We start from the raw sequence: 18,394 nt of genomic DNA, 5'->3' as shown, positions 1-18,394 counted from the left end.
TATGAATAATTTTAATAATATTCTTGAAACTATAAGTATGATAGAAAAAGAAAAACTTGATATAAGAACAATAACAATGGGAATTTCACTTTTGGATTGCTGTGATAGTGATGGTAAAAAATCAAGAGAAAAAATATATAATAAAATTACGACATATGCAAAAAATTTAGTTAAAGTTGGCGAGGAAATTGAAGAAAAATATGGAATCCCAATAATTAATAAAAGGATTTCTGTTACACCAATTTCTCTAATAGCGCAATCAAGCAACGATCTAGATTATATTGAATATGCTAAAACATTAGACAAAGCTGCAAAAAAAGTTGGAGTAGATTTTATTGGAGGATTTTCGGCACTTGTTCAAAATGGATATACGAAAGGTGATAAAATTCTTATCAAATCACTCCCAATGGCTTTATCATCTACTGATATTGTATGTTCATCTGTAAACGTAGGAACAACGAAAGCTGGAATTAATATGAATGCAGTAAAAGATTTGGGTAAAGTTATAAAAGAAACCGCTTATCTAACTAAAGACACTAATAGCATTGGATGTGCAAAATTAGTTGTATTTGCAAATGCTGCTGAAAACAATCCATTTATGGCAGGGGCATTTCACGGAGTATCTGAACCTGATTGTGTTATACATGTTGGCATTAGTGGACCTGGAGTAGTTAAAACAGCACTTGAAAAAGTTAAAGGAGATTCTTTTGATATAGTATCTGAAACAATTAAAAAAATTGCCTTTAAAATAACCCGAATTGGACAACTTGTAGCAAATGAAGCCTCAGAAAAATTAAATGTACCTTTTGGAATAATCGATTTATCACTTGCTCCTACTCCTGCAGTAAATGATAGTATTGCAAGAATACTTGAAGAATTTGGACTTGAAGTTGTTGGTGCACACGGAACAACAGCAGCTCTTGCACTCTTAAACGACGCGGTAAAAAAAGGTGGAGTTATGGCAGCAAAGCATGTTGGAGGACTTAGTGGAGCATTTATACCAGTGAGTGAGGATGAGGGTATGATTGCAGCTGTAAAAAAAGGATCACTTACTATAGAAAAACTTGAAGCCATGACTTGTGTTTGCTCTGTTGGTCTTGATATGATTGCAATACCTGGAGATACACCGTCAAGTACAATTTCTGCAATTATTGCAGATGAAGCTGCTATAGGCATGATTAATAATAAAACAACTGGAGTAAGAATAATTCCTGTTTACGGAAAATCACTGGGAGATGAAGCTGTATTTGGTGGGCTACTTGGAACGGCTCCTATCATGAAAGTAAATACATTTTCCAGTGAAGATTTCGTTAATAGAGGTGGTAGAATCCCTGCACCTATTCATAGCTTTAAAAATTGATAATTTTCAATTAAAATTTAAAATTATCTTTAACTCAAAACAAAAAAGCTATATCATTATGATATAATTTTAATAAAAGAGTATTATTTTTAAGTTTACAATTATTATACAAAGGAGTTTCTATGAATAACACTATTACCATTGAATACTGCACATCATGAGGTTATTTAGGGAGGGCCGTGAGCCTAGCTGAAAGACTTCTTAATGAACATAAAAAACACATAACTTCTGTTAAATTAGTTCCATCTGAAGGTGGCATTTATGATGTTTATTTTAACAGCGAAAAAATTTTTTCTAAGTTTGAAAAAGGTGATTATCCTGGACTTTCGGAAGTTGAGTCTATGGTTAGAAATAAATTAAATCACGAAAATCTTTTTTAACAGACTACTTTTTTAAAAAAGATTAATTCTCTTATCATTTAATTTTTCTATAAACTTTTGGGAGTGATTAAAATGTTTACTACATTATCAATAATAGCAGATAAACTAAACGAAGCTAATATTACATGGGCTATTGGTTCTTCAATGGTTTTGTGTATCCATGGACTAGTCGATAAACCAAATGACATCGATATTATTATTTCTTTAGATGATATAGAAAAAGCTGATATAATACTAAAATCACTTGGTACAAAATCCAAATGGGAAAAGTCTGCTTCATATTCATCAAGGTATTTTTACGAGTATGTTATTAATGGCATTGATATTGATGTGATTTCAGGGCTTCGTATTAATTTAGAAAAAGAAGTATTCGAATATAATTTTGATAAATCATCGATTACAAAATCTCATATTATAAATGGTATTAGTATTCCTATGACATCTCTAGAAGAATGGTATCTTTTATATCAACTTATGAAAAATAGAGAAGCAAAAGTCGCTATGATTGAAAAGTACTTATCAATAAATAAATCTCAACATATTAGCATTTTAAAAAAAATGCTCGAACAAAATATACCTGAAAACATAAAAAAAAGAGTTCTAAAACTTATTGATAGTTATTAGTCTTTAGGTAACTTTACTTGATTTTAAAAAAAGCCTTAATATTTGAATAAAATATTGAGGCTTTAAATAATTTATTTATAACTCATAACTTACTATTTGATCCTTTCCATTTTCCTTAGCTTTATATAAGGCCTGATCAGCCATTATCTGTAATTCTCTCAAAGAATCGGAATGCATAGGATAATTCGCAACTCCAAAACTCGCAGATATCTTAAACGGAAAAGAATTTACAAATTCATTTGATAATAACTTTTCTCTAAATAAATTAATAATTTTAATACTATCTTCAAAATTTTTCTCTAAAATAACTATAAATTCATCTCCACCATATCTTATAACTCTACCTTTATATTCCTTAAAAAAATTAATAGCTAAATCTGATATTTCAACTAATAATTGATCACCTTTTCCATGTCCAAATGTATCATTTACTAATTTAAAGTTATCTAAATCAAATATTACATAAGTAATATCATTTGACCCATTATAATCTATTAAATCATCTAAATATCTTCTATTTAAACAATTTGTTAAAATATCCTTACTAGAAAGTTCTGATACCTTTAAGTATAGCCTTGCATTTATAAGTGCACTAGAAATTTGAATTGATAATGTATCAAAAAAATCTAACTTTGTTTTATTAAAAAAATCTTTTTGCCTATGAGTTACCATCAAAATTCCCATTACTCCAGTTGATAAAAAATCGATTATAGGAACTCTTAAATGAGAAAAATTATTAACTATTAATTTAGTTTTAGAAGTATTTTTTGTTTCAATATCAAGCTTTGCATTTTTGTATTCTACAAATTTATTGTCACATGAATTATCAATTTTATAAAGTGTATATGTATCATCATCTTGTTTTATATAGAATTTCGCTTCTGTTAATCCAAATATACCTATTAGCATATCAACAATTAAATAAGCTAACTCACTTTCTGTTTTAAGTTTACTTGAATGTTTGACTACTTCACCTATTATCCAAATAAAATTACTTTTTTCAGCAACTTCATTTTTTAAATCAATAATTTTTTTATTTTGTTCTAATAATAAAATCTCATTTTGATTACTCATATTTTACCTCATATATATTTGCGACATCAGTATACAACCATAAATAATTATAGCACGTTTTTAATGTAAATACTTAATGAAAAAATCATTTATCTATAGTATGAATCTATTTATTCCTTTTATTTTCAATTTTGTACTTCATTAATCTAGTTTTGAAATTCATTAATTTTTTTCTTTAATTTTTCAAGTGCTTTATATAAAAATCGTATAATATACTTTCAATCTATTAATTCGAAGAGATATTTTTTTGCAGATATAGAATTTTGTCAAGGAATAATAGATGCTAAAAATAGTAATAATAGAAAATTAAAAGAAAAATAATGTATACTACAAATATAATAGAAAATTTAAAAGGATAATATTATCAATACTAAGGAGAAATTAAATGTTTCGTAAAATGAGAAGAGAAAAAAAACAATTATCAACTAATTTAAGTTTTCAAATACTTCAAAACGCAGAATATGGTATGCTAGCAACAATAAGTGAGGATGGTTACCCTTACTTAACTCCTTTAAATTTTGTTTATCTTAACAAATGTATATATTTCCATAGTGCTTTAAACGGACATAAACTTGACAATATTCAATTAAATAATAAAGTTTCTTTTTGTGTAACATGCAATGTGAAACTACTATCTGAAAAATTTGACACAAGTTATGAAAGTGTAATTCTATTTGGAAAAGCCCATCTTGTTGAAGATAAAGAGAGAGATGAAGCTCTATTACTACTTATTCAAAAGTATTCTAAAAATTTCATTGAAAAGGGAAAAGAATATATTAAGAAATCGAGCAATGCTACAAAGGTAATAAAAATTGATATTGAACATTTAACTGGTAAAAGACAGTGATATTAAATTGAATTTTTTTTGAGACTCTAACAAAGAAAAGTAAAATTGCAGAACAAACAAAATAATGAAGACATTATGTTTAACTACACAAAATTCAACAAAAATGGACTTCAAGGTAGAAAAATTGATATCAAATAATATTACATTCTCAATTTCATTTCCAAAATCATCACAATTTTTCAAGTGTAAATATATAATTACGATTTGTATTAATTTAATTTTCTAACATAAAGTTTATCTTCACTTAAAATACATTTGCAAGAAAACCAAGAGAATTTGAGGAGATTAATTGTAATATATATTCTATCCTTCTAATACCAATGATTATATAAATAAAATTAAAAAACTTTTAAAAACATATACATTTATCCGCATATTGCGATATAATATAATATATAAGAACTTTATATTTAAAATTAACAATTTATAAACAAATTTATTTGATATGACAACTGTATGTTAATTAATAAATTATTGTATAAATAAGGAGAAAATTAAATGAACCATTTACTAAGAGTATTTAAAGCTTTATCAGATGAAACAAGACTTAGAGTTATGATATTACTAAAACAAAAAAAATTGTGTGTTTATGAAATTTGTGAAATACTTGATTTACCTCAATCTAAAGTATCAAAGCATTTATCAAAGTTAAAAGATCTAGATTTTGTTTCTTCTGAAAGAAAAGAACAATATATGTATTATTCTCTCAAGTTGATTGATCCTATTTTATGCGATTTAATTGATGATATAATTTTAAATATTACAAAATATCCTCAAATAAAAAAAGATAAAGATAATCTACTTAATCGAGTAAATAACTCTGATATTGTTAATTTAGATACAAAATGATCAATAAGTAAACCCTAATAAATAAAAAGACATTATTTGAAAATAAATATTTTCAAATAATGTCTTTTCATTTATTATAGATTGTACTTTTTAAAAAAACACTTTTATAATATTAAATATTTTTTTAAATGCCACTAATAACAATACTCCAGCAATAATTTTTTTAACATGTTTGGATTTTAATTTTGCGGTCATTAACCAAGAACCTACTAGAGCAGCTAAAATAGTTGCTATAACTGTTACAATAACTAAATTTGTATCCACTCCTCCATTTTCCAAATGGCCGAAAAAACCTGATAATGAGGAAAAAATAACAATAAATGCAGTAGTTGCTGATGCTTTTTTTGAATCAAATCCAAGGCCAACTAATACCGGTAATATTAAATTACCTCCTCCAATTCCCAAAAGTCCAGCTAAAAAACCAGCAATTGTTCCAATAGCCATACCAAGAAACGTTTCCTTTTTCCCATTTTGATTATTTGTATGAGTTTCTTTTTCCTTTGGTTTATAAAAAATCATCATCGATGCCGCAACTATTAAAAACATGGCAAAAAACACATTTAACATCGTACTCGATATTGAATTACTTACTTTAGAGCCCAATTGAGAAAATAGTGACGCTACAATTATTATAGGCAGTGCTAGTCTATACATTATCAATTTATGTTTATAATAACGAATAGATGCAAATATCATAGCTATGGCATTTAACATGAGTGCAGTAGACATAGCAACCCTTATATCAAATCCAAGTGCAGTATATACTGGTATCAGTATTATCGCTGATCCTTCCCCGGCTATAGTAAGTAAAATTGTAAATACGAATGTAATAATACCAATAACTATAAGTAACATGAATATTCCTCCAAATCCAATATATCTTTTTTAAATTTAAAAAGGATCTTACAAAATTATCTCGTAAGATCCTTAATACTCTAACCTACAATAACTTTTCTTAATTCATCTGCAAACAGTTTAAGTTCTTCTTCAGTTACATAAAATCCTGTTGATATTCTAATTGGAGCTGGTAAATGATTTTTTGGAACTGGTCTTATCATAAATTTCTTTTCATTCATTACTTTACAAATATCTTCCGGTTTCCATCCATCAACTTTAAAATGTATAAACCCTGCCTCTGTTCCAGCAGGTGTAATTATTTTAACTCCTGGTATATCTACGATCAAATTTCTAACATATTTTGCTAGCATTTCTATTCTATTAATTGCCCATTTTACACCAATTTCATTTATAAAATATTCAAGAGATTTTTGAAATCCAAGTAACGTTGGTGTATACATTGCAGTAGCAATTTGATATCTTGCTGCAAATGGAGCTGGTATAATATATGGTGAATTGATATCAATATCATGGCGATTTTTTATCGATGAAGGGCTAATAAAAGTTGGATCTACTTCAGATATTCTATTTTTAGCAATATATAATGCTCCAATACCTTCAGGACCTAATAACCATTTTCGACCTGCAATAGCATAATAATCAACACCAACATCATGTAAATTAATTAAAGCCGCTCCCGCTCCTTGCGCACCGTCTACTAAAACTTGCACATTATATTTATGACAGGTTTCAACAATTTTTTTTATTGGAAATTTCATACCTGTAGCAAAAGACACATGTGATACAGCAAATAATTTAGTGCGTGGCGTAATCATGTTTTCTAAATTTTTTAGAAATTCTTTCTCATTATATTCATCTGCATAATTTACTGAAATATATTTAACTGTTATACCTTTTCTATTTTTAATTTGCGCAAGAGGAGCTAATACTGATGTATGTTCAATATTAGTTGTAATAACTTCATCTCCTTTGAGCCAGTTCAATCCCCAAAGTACAATATTAATAGCTTCTGTTGTACTTTGAGTTAATGCAATTTCTTCATATGAAGCTCCCATAATCTTTGAAAGAAGTTTTCTCGTTATATCGATATTTTCGTATAATTCATTAAGAAATGGAAGATATCTACCCTCTTCATATTCTTTCCTTGCTTCTTCTTGAATTATCTCAGCAGTAATTTTAGGAAGCGGACCATTTGTTCCATTATTTAAATAGTAGACTTTTTTCGTAGCAGGCATTTGATCTCGTATTAATCTAAGTTTTTCGTCATCATCAATATATTTCATTCTAAAACTCCTTCTCAATTTATGTCATTATGTTTTTATATAAAATTCAAGATAATATTCTATGCAATCTCCTTCGGTATCTCATTAATACGGTTTCCTTTAATAATATTACCTTCATTACCTTCAAATATTCTTCCCCATCCAGTTACTGCTGCAACAAACATCACTAAAATCAATACCCATGGTTGTACACAATAAAGGAAAAAGTCAGTGGTAGATATATCAGGGATAAAATCAAATGTACTTTTCATTGACATTAAAAATCCTGCAAGCACAAATAATTGACTACTCCAAGGAACAACATGACACATTGAAGTCGTACATGTACTTAAAAAATTTGCCCTTCTATATGGATGTATTTTTTTATCTTTACCTAAAACATCAACAAAAGGTCCTGCAACTGCTATACCCATTACAGCGAATCCGCCTAAAAATCCCATAAAAGATGATAATAAAACCATTAATACTTCAGAACTTCTAGGTGTTTTAGCTATTTTCCCTAATTTCTCAACAATTGAATGCATTACTCCAGCTTTTAATAATAAATGACCAGCTCCCATTAAAACATTCAAAATTATTATTAATTTTATCATCTTAACAACACCCGTAGATATAATGCCTGTGATTTTCATACTTGAACCTACCATTTTAACTCCAATAATTGCATTAGGTTCAATTAATCCAGCTCCAACTGCAACGATCATTCCTGTAAATATACCTGCAGAAAGACAAGTACCTATGTGCCTTCCAGTTACTGATAAATAGATTATTACTGCAACAGGTATTAACATTAGTAACCCTTTTGCATTTGAATAAGTATTTATCAGGTTAGTTGCTTGCTCAGGGCTTAAATAACTTCCTCCGCCACCAAGTAACATTAATATTACTAAAGATATCCCTCCAGCTACAATTGAATATTTAAATCTACTTCTTACCGTTCCACCAATATCTGCTGATTTCTCATTTTTTCTAAAAAATTGATTTGAAGTTGCTGCAATAGTGACATCTGATACTGGAGCAAGCGTATCTCCAAAATTAGCACCACTAATTAATGCACCAGCAAGAACAAATGGATTTGCACCTAAAATAATACCTGCTGGATAAAGTGCTGGACCTAATGTAAGAACCGTTGCCATAGAACTACCAGAACCTGTAGATAAAATTGCACATGCTATAAATGTAAAACCAATAAAATAAACCCCTTTAAGATGAGCTATTGAAGCCAGCCAAATAATTCCTCCAGCAATATGACCAGAACTAAGTAATGTAGCAAATATGCCTACCAATGTAAATATTAGTGTAAACATTCCTACTGATCGCTTTGTCATTCCTTCAACTAGAGTATTCCAAAAAACAGGTTTATCTTTTGCCAAAAATGATACTGCGCCAACAGACATTAAAGTAAGTCCAAGCAAAGCATCTTGTGATGACCTCCTCATAGTAGCCATATAGAGCAGTGAACCAATAAAAACTAAAAACGGAATTATTGCAATCCATCTCGAACCATAAAATTTCAAACTAAATTGATCTTTTTTCATTTTAATTCCCCCAATACTTAAAATATGAATCCATTAAAAAATCGAACTTTTACCTTATGCGCATTTCCGGATTAGTTCATATGCAAATTATATTATTTCAATTCTTCTTTGTCAATAGCTAAAACTATTTATTATTTTTTCTGATGTACACTTATTAATTTTCTAGAAAATATAATCATATTATCTAAATAGTTCATCTAGAAAATGAGAAAAAATAAGATAGAATTAAAGATTGAATAATCTCTCTAACCTTCCACATAGCCGTAGGTACGGTTATCGTATAAGGCGTTTCTTAAGTTTACATATGAACTGATTTGTAATAATCAGAAAAGAATATGTAATCTGACTTTCTTAGTGCTCATCTATAATTAAACAGTTTAGAATTTGGCTATCAACAATTGCCCAGTGTAAATTATATAATGAAAATGATCAAAAATTAAAATTTCAAAGTGCACCGATATATGCATAAATCTTTTATACTAGTCTCGTAAAAAACAAGAAAATATTATATGAAATATTATGTAGCTAAAGAATTAAAAAAATTTTGATGAAAATTGTCAAACTGTTTATAATTACGATAAAATATATAAAGATAACTCAAAGAAAAAAGTAAAAAGGTACGCACTTTTTACTAAATTAGAAATTTAATATAAGCCGTTGTTTGCAATAGTTACAACGCTTTTTCTACCTTACAACTGTCAAAGACAAATTTGTAACATTCGCTATTTTTACCTTATTTATAATCATCTAGCATATGTAATTTTATTATCAATTTAATATCTATTTTTTCTGTTTTTTATTAATAGACATTATAAATTTAAAAAAGACCAACCACCTATTTTCAATAGTCAGTTAGCCTCTTCTCCTTAACACTTGATTCTATTTTCTTTTAAGCTTTTTTTTATTTCTCAATTACTATAATAAAGTTTGTATAAAATAATTAATTTTTACTATTGGATACTCTTTCATTAATCCAATAATTAATTACATCTAACACCAGTTTGAAGTTACCTGCTTGATTATTACTAGCTGGTTTTTACTAATACTTGTAATAGGATAAATATTTATCTTACTTTATTAATCTTTCTTTTCTATTACAAACATACATTCTGGAGATCCATCAACTATCCGATTGTTTACACCATTCCGATGAAAAATAATTTCTTCTGGTAAGTATGAGTTGAATATGACATTATCAATACTACACATCAATCTTGTTAATTCAGGTACATCCAGCGATTTAAATAATTCATAAAACATACACTTTGTAACTTTGAAAATATACCTTCTGTCTGATTCTTCAATAATTTCCATTTCATTTAGTTTTGTTGACCCACTCTCCTTAGCTTTCTTTTGATATTTTATTAAGTTTTTGAAAGTTCTTTCATCCTCTACATTCCTAAAATTTGCCTGCTGAACCGCCAATCCGGAGCACAATATTGCAGCTCTTATTATTTCATAAGCTTTGTTTCGTCCAACTTTATGTGTTAACCTTATGTACATCCATGCGATTAAACCACTTGAATTAATGAAATCTTTTGGTAGATCTAATACTATAGTTCTTTTAAATTTGTTAAATGTAAAAATCGTTCTTAAAAAAAATATGGTTGGTCTTCTAATGTATCCTTTTAGAACACCTATTATAATTAACATATTAGATGGTTTTGCAATATTTTCATTACTGTTCTTTAACACAATACTCATCCTTTCTATTTATTTTTTCCTATTAATTTATTTTTCTATTTCTATTTTTTCTATATGTTTCTGCAAATATTCTTTTGCCAATTTAAACATATCCAATATCAATTCCTCATGTTCTGACACAAAATCTTTTAATGGTTCTGAGGGATTCTCAAAAAAATACTTGTGAAAATCATTATGTCCTTCATATGCTAATATACCTTTTTCAGTTAAGTTAAAATATGTATTTTTATTATTTTCAATTTTCTTATACCGTTTTAGCAATTCTTTCTCTTCTAATTTTAGGATAATCTTAAAAATAGCACCTTTTGTCACACCTAGCTTTTGAGCGATTGTTGTCATATTGAATTCCTTATTATCTTGAATAAAAACTAAAGTATGAATTTCAGAGGGATATAAGTCAATCCCATTAAAATTTCGTTTTACTTTTTCAGTTTTATTCATAAGTTCAATATATAGTTTTGAAACTTCCACGAATTCGTTAATCACTATTTTCATCACTAGTTCTCCTTTGTATTTTTCCGTTTTTGTGATACTGGTATACTTAATATAGTAATACAGGTATACTATATTGTCAATATATACTACATCTATTAACTTTTTAGTTTTCATCATTAGGTGCAACTGGGTCTAATATTCTTGAGTCTAGTCCTATTAATCTCGCTTTATTCATAATTTAAAGCATATTATTAATTCTAGGATTTTCTCCACCTCCAATTTTTCAACACTTTCAGCAAATTCACAAATTTAGTAAATCTATTTTTTATTCTATATCCTGTTCCTTCTGAAGTAAGTTCTAAACTCAATATCATTTGACAAAATCGTACTATTCGGCTATCAAAATTTTAAAGTCCTCTCTTTTTAAGTTCTTTATGATGAAGATATCTTTGAAGATAGTGCTTTATACCGCTTTACTCTATCTCTCCAAGTATATTTTATATTTTTTAAAGATAATTTTGTGTTTATAAGATGTGATTAGGTAACAAGTCATTTAAACTAATGATTTTACTACCTTTAATTTCATAATAACGTAGCATTTCGTCAATTTTCCTTTTATCATAACTGGTAATGCAATCTGATTCATATGAAGATTTGGTGCTGTTGAATTTTATTTAATAAGAAGAAAATCAACATTATTTTAAGGCTTCATAAAATATTTTTTTGAGTATTATTTACACTTAAAAACCCTCCAGTTCATGAACTGAAGGGTTTTAATAAGTAAATAAGCTTCTTATTTATTTCTTAAATTTTTTACGTGTTCATCATACTCAATCAAACCTTTTCCATAAGTATAAGTAATATCAATATTTACACCTAACTCATCTGGAGTATCTAAAGCTTCCAAAATACGTCTTTTCTCTTTTGCATTTGATACCGGGGTTATAGTCTGTACAAGACCATCAATTAGTGCATCAAACATACCTATTGGTACAGAAATGCCCAGTTCACCTTTATCAAAACGACCATAGGCTCTTGCACCTTTACACATCAATGAAATGTTTATATCATTGTTATTATAAGGCTTTGAAATAAGATCTGAACAAACGGCTTGATTACCATAGAAACTAAGGTTCTTAGCACTGCCACACTTAAATGCATATCCTTGCATAACACGCATAATCGTTTCAGCATAATCAGCAATGATTACAACATCTGCATCATCCATTAATTCTAATGGTCCCATAACAAACCCGTATACATCCATATCTACATATTTCATACTATGTGCTATATCTTTACCAACTGTATTGTTTTCACTTAGACCACAGTATTGAAATGAGCGGCCTTCAAGTATTGTTTTATCAGCTTTTTCTAAACCTAAAGCATAACTACCATAATCACAAACTACATCTTCTCGAATTGCTTTAAATAACATCCCATCCATAGCGTTTCGACTATGACCACATATTGTATTTTTCTTTGTTGTTCTAGATATCTTTAAAACATCAAAATCTTCTTTGAAATCTACAAGTTTCACACCTATAATATGATGTTTTAAATTTAAAATGATGGTCGCTTTTTTTACGTTATTTTCTTTCATATGCTTACTCGCTAATCCATACATTCCAGAAGAATGGTTGACCATATCCTGCATAACCTTTTACATTGTCATGAATACCATATACTTTACTATCATTAAATAATTTCATGTATGGTAAGCTTGACCAGAACTCATTATAGAATTCTTGTACAATTTCATATCTTTTTTCTTGGTCTAATTCTACAACCATTCTATCAAATATTTCATCCATTCTTTCAGCATCTTTGCCTTGCCATCTTGTAATCCAACCATCAGTACCTGTCCATGGTTCAAATACTTGTGGATCTGGACTCATATCACTCCATCTAGATAGCATGATATTCCATTTTCCACTCTTTAAATAATCAAAATATGTTGACCTGTCATATAAATCAATTTCGACATTTAAACCAATTTTAGATAATTGACTTTGTAATGCTAAAGAACCATTACTTGACCAAAGATTAGATTTCATACCTAAGATTGTGATAATTTCACCATTGTAATCTGAAGCTTCAACAAGTGCTTTAGCTTTTTCTAAATCTTGACTATCGAAAACACCTTCACCAGCATTTGCATCATACCAAATTGTACCTTTTTTAAACCAAGAACCATCATCTGCAGTCCAAAATTTACTATCACCAATTTGAGCTGTTGCCATATCAGCAGGATTAATCGCATAAGCTACTGCTTTTCTTAAGTTAACATTATCAAAAGGTAATGCCCCGCAGTTAAATGCAAGTACACTGATCGTGCCAAACTCACTTATTTCTGGCATGATCCCAGGATATTGTTCTAATTCTGCATAACGATCTGTTGATACTTCATCAATAAAATCATATTTTCCACTTTGTAATCCAGCAATTCTAACACTTTCTTCTGGTACAAATTCTATAGTAATTTTATCTAAGTAAGCTACTCTTTTACCAGCTAAACCTGTTGCATCACTTTCTAGTGGTGTATAATTATCATTTCTTTTAAGCACTACCTTTTGACCCGATACAATTTCATCGAAGTAGTATGGGCCAGTTCCTATATGTTTTGTAATTATAGAAGTACCAAATTCTTCTATGATTTCTTTTTTCTTTACAGTCATTTTTTGACAAGAAACTGGAGAAGCTAATATATTTAAAAATGGTGCATATACTTTATCAAACTTAACTAAAATTTCATAATCATTTACAATTTCAACTTCAACAAGTGATTTTGCAATAGCAACACCTGCAGCGTTCACTTCAAACCACCTATCTAATGATGCTTTTACATCTTCTGCAGTCATTTCTTCACCATCAGAAAATTTAACACCTTCTCTTAAAAAAATTTGATATGTTTTTCCTTCATCAATAACATTATATGATTTTGCTAATTGAGGAACTGCTTCATTATTAGCATTAAATTCAAATAAACCTTCATACACATGATTAGTAACTGCAGTTGTTACAAATGCATATGTATTATCTGTATCATAATGTTCTGGTGCTTCTTGAAATGCTACAGTAATTTCTCCACCTACAACTGGTTCAGTTGATGAATCTCCTGCTTGAAAAGTTGATTGATCTGTTGTTGATTCTGAATTTTTAGTACACCCCTGTAAAATTGATATTGACATAATCAAAATCAATAAAATTACACCTACTTTTCTAGGTATTTTTCTCATTGTATCCCTCCATTATTTTATTAATTACTTCCCAATTAATGCTTTATATTTTAGCTTACCTGTTCACGAACTACAAAATGAGTTTCACTAATTTTATAATATCCATCATTACTACTGTACTTTGACATGACATCATTTGAGGCAGATTTAAGTTTAACTGAATCATTTGTTAATGACTTTTCCTCATGCTTGCCTATCTTAAGTACAGCGTTTAAAAGTAGCCGCGTATAAGGATGCTGAGCATTCTCGAATATTTCTTTACATGTACCTATTTCTACAATTCTACCTTGATACATAATAGCAATACGATCACTCATATGTCTCACAACTGATAAATCGTGAGATATAAAAATATATGAGAAACCATAGTCCTCTTGTAAATCCTTTAATAGATTTAAGATCTGTGCTTGAATCAATAAATCCAGCGCTGAAACAGGTTCGTCACATACAATTAAATCTGGATTTGATGCAATACTTCTTCCTAAACCAATTCTCTGGCGTTGTCCACCTGAAAATTGATGAGGAAACTTATTTAAATCATTTATGTTTAAGCCTATAGCTTCAATAAGTTCTTCCAATTTTCTATTTAATTCACTTTTGCAATATTTAACATTGTTATTAATCGCTTCTGAAAGTAATTGCTTTACCGTCATCCTAGGATTTAAAGATCCATAAGGATCCTGAAAAACAATTTGCATTTGTCTTCGTAGTTTTCTCATCTCTTTTTTATTCAAATCAATAATGTTTCTATCTTTAAACCACACTTCTCCGCTATCAGATTCTAAAAGTCTTAGAATTAATCTACCCGTTGTAGATTTACCACTACCTGACTCACCTACAATTGCTAATGTTTCTCCTTTTTTCAAAGCAAAACTTACATTATTAACAGCATGAATTTTATGCCCCTTTGATTTGAATGTTTTATTTAGATTATTTACTTTTAGTAAATACTGTTCTTTCATCTGTAATACTCCTAATTTAAGCATACCAGCATTTAGTCTTCAGACCATCATGATAATACCAATGCGGTTTTTCTTTCATACACTTGTTTTCTTTTTTATAACATCGATTAGCAAACTTACAGCCATTTATTAAATCACCTGGTCGTGGAACATTTCCCTCTATTATAGAAAGTCTTGAACAATTTGTATTAATTTCATTAGCAGCTTGTAATAATGCTTTAGTATAAGGATGTTTAGGATACGACATAATCTTATCTATTGTGCCTATTTCTATAATTTCACCTGCATACATAACCGCTACCTTATCTGCCATTTGTGAAATAACTCCAAAGTCATGCGATATCAAAAGTAAAGACATCTCTCTTTCAAAAATTAATTTTTTCAGCAAATCTAGAATTTGAGCTTGTATAATCACATCAAGTGCTGTTGTCGGTTCATCAGCTATAATCAAACTTGGGTTACATGAAATCGCAATAGCTATTAATACACGTTGTTTCATACCACCTGATAATTCATGTGAATACGATTTTGCAACCTTTGATGCATCATGAATACCAACTTCCTCTAATAATTCAACACTTCTCTTTCGTGCTTCTTTTTTAGACATCTTAAGATGCTGTACTAAGGGTTCTTCAATCTGCTTTCCAATTTTAAAAAATGGATTTAATGACATCATCGGCTCTTGAAATATAATTCCAATATCTTTACCACATATTTTTCTAATATCACTTGCAGTCATATCTGTAAAATTTTTATCTTTAAAAAGTATTGCCCCTTCGCTGATGTATTGGTTCTTTTTAAGTAGACCTATCAGTCCTAAAGCGGTCATACTTTTACCACAGCCTGATTCTCCTACGATGCTTAAGATTTCTTTTTCACCGATTGAAAACGAGACATCTTCAACGATGGTAACCGTTTCATTTTTATCTCGAGCCATTATATGTAATTTTTCAACAATCAATACTTCTTTCATAATGCCCCCTTAATTAAATGCTTTCACTTTGCGGATCTAATACATCACGTAGACCATCACCAATTAGGTTAATTGAAAATACAATCAATGATATGATTAGTCCTGGAAACATTATGATCCAAGGTGCTATCATCATGTAGTTACGACCATCACTTACCATACCACCTAAACTAGGCATTGGTACTTTTAGACCGACTCCTAAAAAGCTTAAAATGGATTCATTTAGTATTGCCATTGCAAAAATAAATGTTGCCTGCACAATTAATGGAGCAATAATATTTGGTATTATATAGTTTCTAATAATATAGGCGTTTCCTTTACCAATCGCTACTGCTGATTCCACATAGTCTGTCTTTTTTACTGCAATAACACGTTCTCGGGTTATTCTCACAAAAGTTGGAAAGTATGATACAGTCAAAGCAATAATAATATTTGGTACCCCTGATCCTAGAATACCTGCCATTGTAATTGCTAATATAATCGTTGGAAAAGCCATAATACCATCTAGTAATCTCATGATCATATCACCAGTTCTTTTAAAATAACTCGCATATATACCAATAATTATTCCTGTCACTAAACTTAATGCTGTTACTAACACACCTATAAATAAAGAAACCCTTATACCATAGATGGTTCTTGTAAAAACATCTCGTCCTAAATTATCTGTGCCCATCCAATTTAGCGCGTTTATACTTTTTAAGCGATTTGCCGAATCTACTAAATCAATATCTAAATTTGAAATAAGTGGTGCAAATACACCTAATACAATTGGAATAAGGAGCATAATCAAGCCAATATTTAAATCTGTATGCCATTTAAATTTATTTATATTCTTCATATTATTCTAATCTTTCCTTTGGATTTATCAATATACAGATAATATCTACTAAAGTATTTATAAGGATGAATATCATTGAAATAAACAACAGACTCCCTTGTATCAATGGATAATCCCTTTTTAAAACTGCATTAATCAAAAGGTTTCCAAGTCCTGGTATATTAAACAATTGCTCAATAACTGCAGCACCACCTAATAAACTACCAAAACTAAAACCAACAACCATTATAATCGAAGGCATAGCATTTACAAATGCATGTACATAAAGCACCTTTCGTTCTTTAACACCTTTTCCTCTGGCAGTTCTTAAATAATCATGACTCATTACTTCTAACATGGTTGTTCTTGTCATTCTTGCTATTTGACCACTATACATCACGCCAAGTATCATGCCTGGCAAGGCTAAATGATACAATGCATTTAGTAAACCATCTTTACCGATACTGTCATATCCTGCTACTGGGAAAATATGAATTCGAACACAAAAGATTTGTATCGCCATAATCGCTAGCCAAAATCCTGGAATAGATATAGATAATAGAGTAGCTACAGAAAAACTTTTATCAAATACTTTACCCCTCTTTTCTGCTGCTTTCAATCCTGTTGGTACACCAATGATTACACTAAAGATTATACCGATAAAGGCTAGAATAAAGGTCGGTTCTATACGTTTTACAATAAGATCTAAAATAGGTTCTTTCCAAAAAATAGATTGACCTAAATCCATCGTTAACACACCTGATGCCCATATTGAAAATTGAGTAAGTAATGGTTGGTTTAAAAACAATTCATTTCTCATACTAAGTACTTGTTGTTCTGATGCTTTATCACCTAGAAGCGTCCTGACTGGATCACCAGGCATAAAATGTGTAATAAAGAAAGAAAACGTAACTGCTATTATTATAACTGGTATAGATTGGATCAATCTTTTTAAAATAAACTTCAACATAATATTAATGCAAATATTTGCAATCCTTTCTCATATTCTTAACTCTTTTTTTGTATAAATTAAACTAAATATTTCAAACTTTCAAAAGTATAACACGGTGTATTTCTAATTACAATTTGCATTAATTTTTTCAATGATTACCAGTACAATCATAAAATAACTCTATAGTTTAAATTAAAGCTAAAGTCTGCATTAACTAGATTTAATGATAATTTTTATCAAGATTTCACAAAAATTTTGATTGCCATACAACCCATCAGCTCGGAAAGGTGGTTTTAAAATCTTTAGTAAACTTTTATCCAGAAGTGAACTTCTAAAGAAAAATATTTACATTTATTATAGCGTTGTAAATACAGCAGAGAATCAAGAAGAGTACACCAAAACTGCTAATAGGGAATTCTTATAGCTGAAAAGTGGATTTTGTGTAATACTATGTTGATTATACACAGAATGGTATTAGCTCTTACACCTTCATTAA

Annotated in this window: 16 protein-coding genes and 2 pseudogenes; 5 read left to right on the top strand and 13 right to left on the bottom strand. The window is 29.1% G+C overall.

Translation table 11 applies throughout. From position 1 onward, the window contains the following. The first annotated feature begins 1 nt into the window (after position 1). The 3 genes and pseudogenes from AACH12_RS02430 (at position 2) to AACH12_RS02420 (ending at position 2,364) form a co-directional block, all read left to right on the top strand. Complete coding sequence (locus AACH12_RS02430) at positions 2-1,360, top strand: PFL family protein (RefSeq protein ID WP_338536488.1); 1,359 nt, start codon at positions 2-4, stop codon at positions 1,358-1,360. Between the two features lie 173 nt (positions 1,361-1,533). After that, positions 1,534-1,740, top strand: a pseudogene (locus tag AACH12_RS02425) (Rdx family protein); the annotation flags it as partial. 72 nt (positions 1,741-1,812) lie between these two features. Further along, entirely contained in the window at positions 1,813-2,364 is a 552-nt protein-coding gene (locus tag AACH12_RS02420; RefSeq protein WP_338536487.1) for a nucleotidyltransferase family protein, read from the top strand. 75 nt (positions 2,365-2,439) lie between these two features. Here AACH12_RS02420 and AACH12_RS02415 read toward each other — a convergent pair whose 3' ends face one another. Then, positions 2,440-3,438 (bottom strand): sensor domain-containing diguanylate cyclase, encoded by a 999-nt coding sequence (locus AACH12_RS02415; protein WP_338536486.1) that lies wholly within the window; start codon positions 3,436-3,438, stop codon positions 2,440-2,442. A gap of 385 nt (positions 3,439-3,823) precedes the next feature. Here AACH12_RS02415 and AACH12_RS02410 point away from each other — a divergent pair, with 385 nt between their 5' ends. Beyond that, a complete protein-coding gene (locus tag AACH12_RS02410) occupies positions 3,824-4,285 on the top strand; it encodes a pyridoxamine 5'-phosphate oxidase family protein (protein ID WP_338536485.1) in 462 nt (153 codons plus the stop codon). Positions 4,286-4,783: 498 nt separating this feature from the next. After that, positions 4,784-5,134, top strand: a complete 351-nt coding sequence (locus AACH12_RS02405; RefSeq protein ID WP_338536484.1) for an ArsR/SmtB family transcription factor — start codon at positions 4,784-4,786, stop codon at positions 5,132-5,134. 90 nt (positions 5,135-5,224) lie between these two features. Here AACH12_RS02405 and AACH12_RS02400 read toward each other — a convergent pair whose 3' ends face one another. The 12 genes and pseudogenes from AACH12_RS02400 to AACH12_RS02345 all read right to left on the bottom strand — a co-directional run bounded on the left by AACH12_RS02400 (position 5,225) and on the right by AACH12_RS02345 (position 17,916). Beyond that, entirely contained in the window at positions 5,225-5,989 is a 765-nt protein-coding gene (locus AACH12_RS02400; protein ID WP_338536483.1) for a sulfite exporter TauE/SafE family protein, read from the bottom strand. A gap of 80 nt (positions 5,990-6,069) precedes the next feature. Next, positions 6,070-7,275, bottom strand: a complete 1,206-nt coding sequence (locus AACH12_RS02395) for an aminotransferase class V-fold PLP-dependent enzyme (protein WP_338536482.1) — start codon at positions 7,273-7,275, stop codon at positions 6,070-6,072. A gap of 59 nt (positions 7,276-7,334) precedes the next feature. After that, complete coding sequence (locus tag AACH12_RS02390; protein ID WP_338536481.1) at positions 7,335-8,813, bottom strand: Na+/H+ antiporter NhaC family protein; 1,479 nt, start codon at positions 8,811-8,813, stop codon at positions 7,335-7,337. Between the two features lie 1,077 nt (positions 8,814-9,890). Next, positions 9,891-10,508 carry an L-2-amino-thiazoline-4-carboxylic acid hydrolase gene (locus AACH12_RS02385; protein WP_338536480.1) on the bottom strand — a complete coding sequence of 206 codons (618 nt, stop codon included), beginning with the start codon at positions 10,506-10,508 and terminating at the stop codon, positions 9,891-9,893. A gap of 36 nt (positions 10,509-10,544) precedes the next feature. Next, positions 10,545-11,012, bottom strand: a complete 468-nt coding sequence (locus AACH12_RS02380; protein ID WP_338536479.1) for a MarR family transcriptional regulator — start codon at positions 11,010-11,012, stop codon at positions 10,545-10,547. Between the two features lie 464 nt (positions 11,013-11,476). After that, positions 11,477-11,593 (bottom strand): annotated as a pseudogene (locus tag AACH12_RS02375) (cysteine hydrolase family protein); the annotation flags it as partial. A 152-nt stretch (positions 11,594-11,745) separates the two neighbouring features. Next, positions 11,746-12,555, bottom strand: coding sequence for a DUF169 domain-containing protein (locus AACH12_RS02370; RefSeq protein ID WP_338536478.1), 810 nt, complete (start codon positions 12,553-12,555; stop codon positions 11,746-11,748). Positions 12,556-12,559: 4 nt separating this feature from the next. Beyond that, positions 12,560-14,191 (bottom strand): ABC transporter substrate-binding protein, encoded by a 1,632-nt coding sequence (locus tag AACH12_RS02365; RefSeq protein ID WP_338536477.1) that lies wholly within the window; start codon positions 14,189-14,191, stop codon positions 12,560-12,562. Positions 14,192-14,241: 50 nt separating this feature from the next. Continuing rightward, positions 14,242-15,153, bottom strand: coding sequence for an ATP-binding cassette domain-containing protein (locus AACH12_RS02360; RefSeq protein ID WP_338536476.1), 912 nt, complete (start codon positions 15,151-15,153; stop codon positions 14,242-14,244). A 16-nt stretch (positions 15,154-15,169) separates the two neighbouring features. After that, positions 15,170-16,090 (bottom strand): ABC transporter ATP-binding protein, encoded by a 921-nt coding sequence (locus tag AACH12_RS02355; RefSeq protein ID WP_338536475.1) that lies wholly within the window; start codon positions 16,088-16,090, stop codon positions 15,170-15,172. A 49-nt stretch (positions 16,091-16,139) separates the two neighbouring features. Further along, positions 16,140-16,967 (bottom strand): ABC transporter permease, encoded by an 828-nt coding sequence (locus tag AACH12_RS02350; protein WP_338536474.1) that lies wholly within the window; start codon positions 16,965-16,967, stop codon positions 16,140-16,142. Position 16,968: 1 nt separating this feature from the next. After that, positions 16,969-17,916: an ABC transporter permease gene (locus AACH12_RS02345; RefSeq protein ID WP_338536473.1), complete on the bottom strand. Its 948-nt coding sequence runs from the start codon at positions 17,914-17,916 to the stop codon at positions 16,969-16,971. Positions 17,917-18,394 lie beyond the last annotated feature (478 nt).

Origin of the sequence: Helicovermis profundi, from assembly GCF_033097505.1 — a bacterium.
In the GTDB taxonomy this organism is placed as follows: domain Bacteria; phylum Bacillota; class Clostridia; order Peptostreptococcales; family Acidaminobacteraceae; genus Helicovermis; species Helicovermis profundi.
This window is presented reverse-complemented; position numbering and strand designations above follow the sequence as displayed.

What these genes read in the sequence shown, in the direction of transcription:
- AACH12_RS02360 (WP_338536476.1), bottom strand. Translation starts at nt 15,153, where the DNA reads ATGAAAGAACAGTATTTACTAAAAGTAAATAATCTAAATAAAACATTC.
- AACH12_RS02380 (WP_338536479.1), bottom strand. Translation starts at nt 11,012, where the DNA reads ATGAAAATAGTGATTAACGAATTCGTGGAAGTTTCAAAACTATATATT.
- AACH12_RS02400 (WP_338536483.1), bottom strand. Translation starts at nt 5,989, where the DNA reads ATGTTACTTATAGTTATTGGTATTATTACATTCGTATTTACAATTTTA.
- AACH12_RS02365 (WP_338536477.1), bottom strand. Translation starts at nt 14,191, where the DNA reads ATGAGAAAAATACCTAGAAAAGTAGGTGTAATTTTATTGATTTTGATT.
- AACH12_RS02370 (WP_338536478.1), bottom strand. Translation starts at nt 12,555, where the DNA reads ATGAAAGAAAATAACGTAAAAAAAGCGACCATCATTTTAAATTTAAAA.
- AACH12_RS02415 (WP_338536486.1), bottom strand. Translation starts at nt 3,438, where the DNA reads ATGAGTAATCAAAATGAGATTTTATTATTAGAACAAAATAAAAAAATT.
- AACH12_RS02350 (WP_338536474.1), bottom strand. Translation starts at nt 16,967, where the DNA reads ATGAAGAATATAAATAAATTTAAATGGCATACAGATTTAAATATTGGC.
- AACH12_RS02390 (WP_338536481.1), bottom strand. Translation starts at nt 8,813, where the DNA reads ATGAAAAAAGATCAATTTAGTTTGAAATTTTATGGTTCGAGATGGATT.
- AACH12_RS02395 (WP_338536482.1), bottom strand. Translation starts at nt 7,275, where the DNA reads ATGAAATATATTGATGATGACGAAAAACTTAGATTAATACGAGATCAA.
- AACH12_RS02430 (WP_338536488.1), top strand. Translation starts at nt 2, where the DNA reads ATGAATAATTTTAATAATATTCTTGAAACTATAAGTATGATAGAAAAA.
- AACH12_RS02410 (WP_338536485.1), top strand. Translation starts at nt 3,824, where the DNA reads ATGTTTCGTAAAATGAGAAGAGAAAAAAAACAATTATCAACTAATTTA.
- AACH12_RS02345 (WP_338536473.1), bottom strand. Translation starts at nt 17,916, where the DNA reads ATGTTGAAGTTTATTTTAAAAAGATTGATCCAATCTATACCAGTTATA.
- AACH12_RS02355 (WP_338536475.1), bottom strand. Translation starts at nt 16,090, where the DNA reads ATGGCTCGAGATAAAAATGAAACGGTTACCATCGTTGAAGATGTCTCG.
- AACH12_RS02420 (WP_338536487.1), top strand. Translation starts at nt 1,813, where the DNA reads ATGTTTACTACATTATCAATAATAGCAGATAAACTAAACGAAGCTAAT.
- AACH12_RS02405 (WP_338536484.1), top strand. Translation starts at nt 4,784, where the DNA reads ATGAACCATTTACTAAGAGTATTTAAAGCTTTATCAGATGAAACAAGA.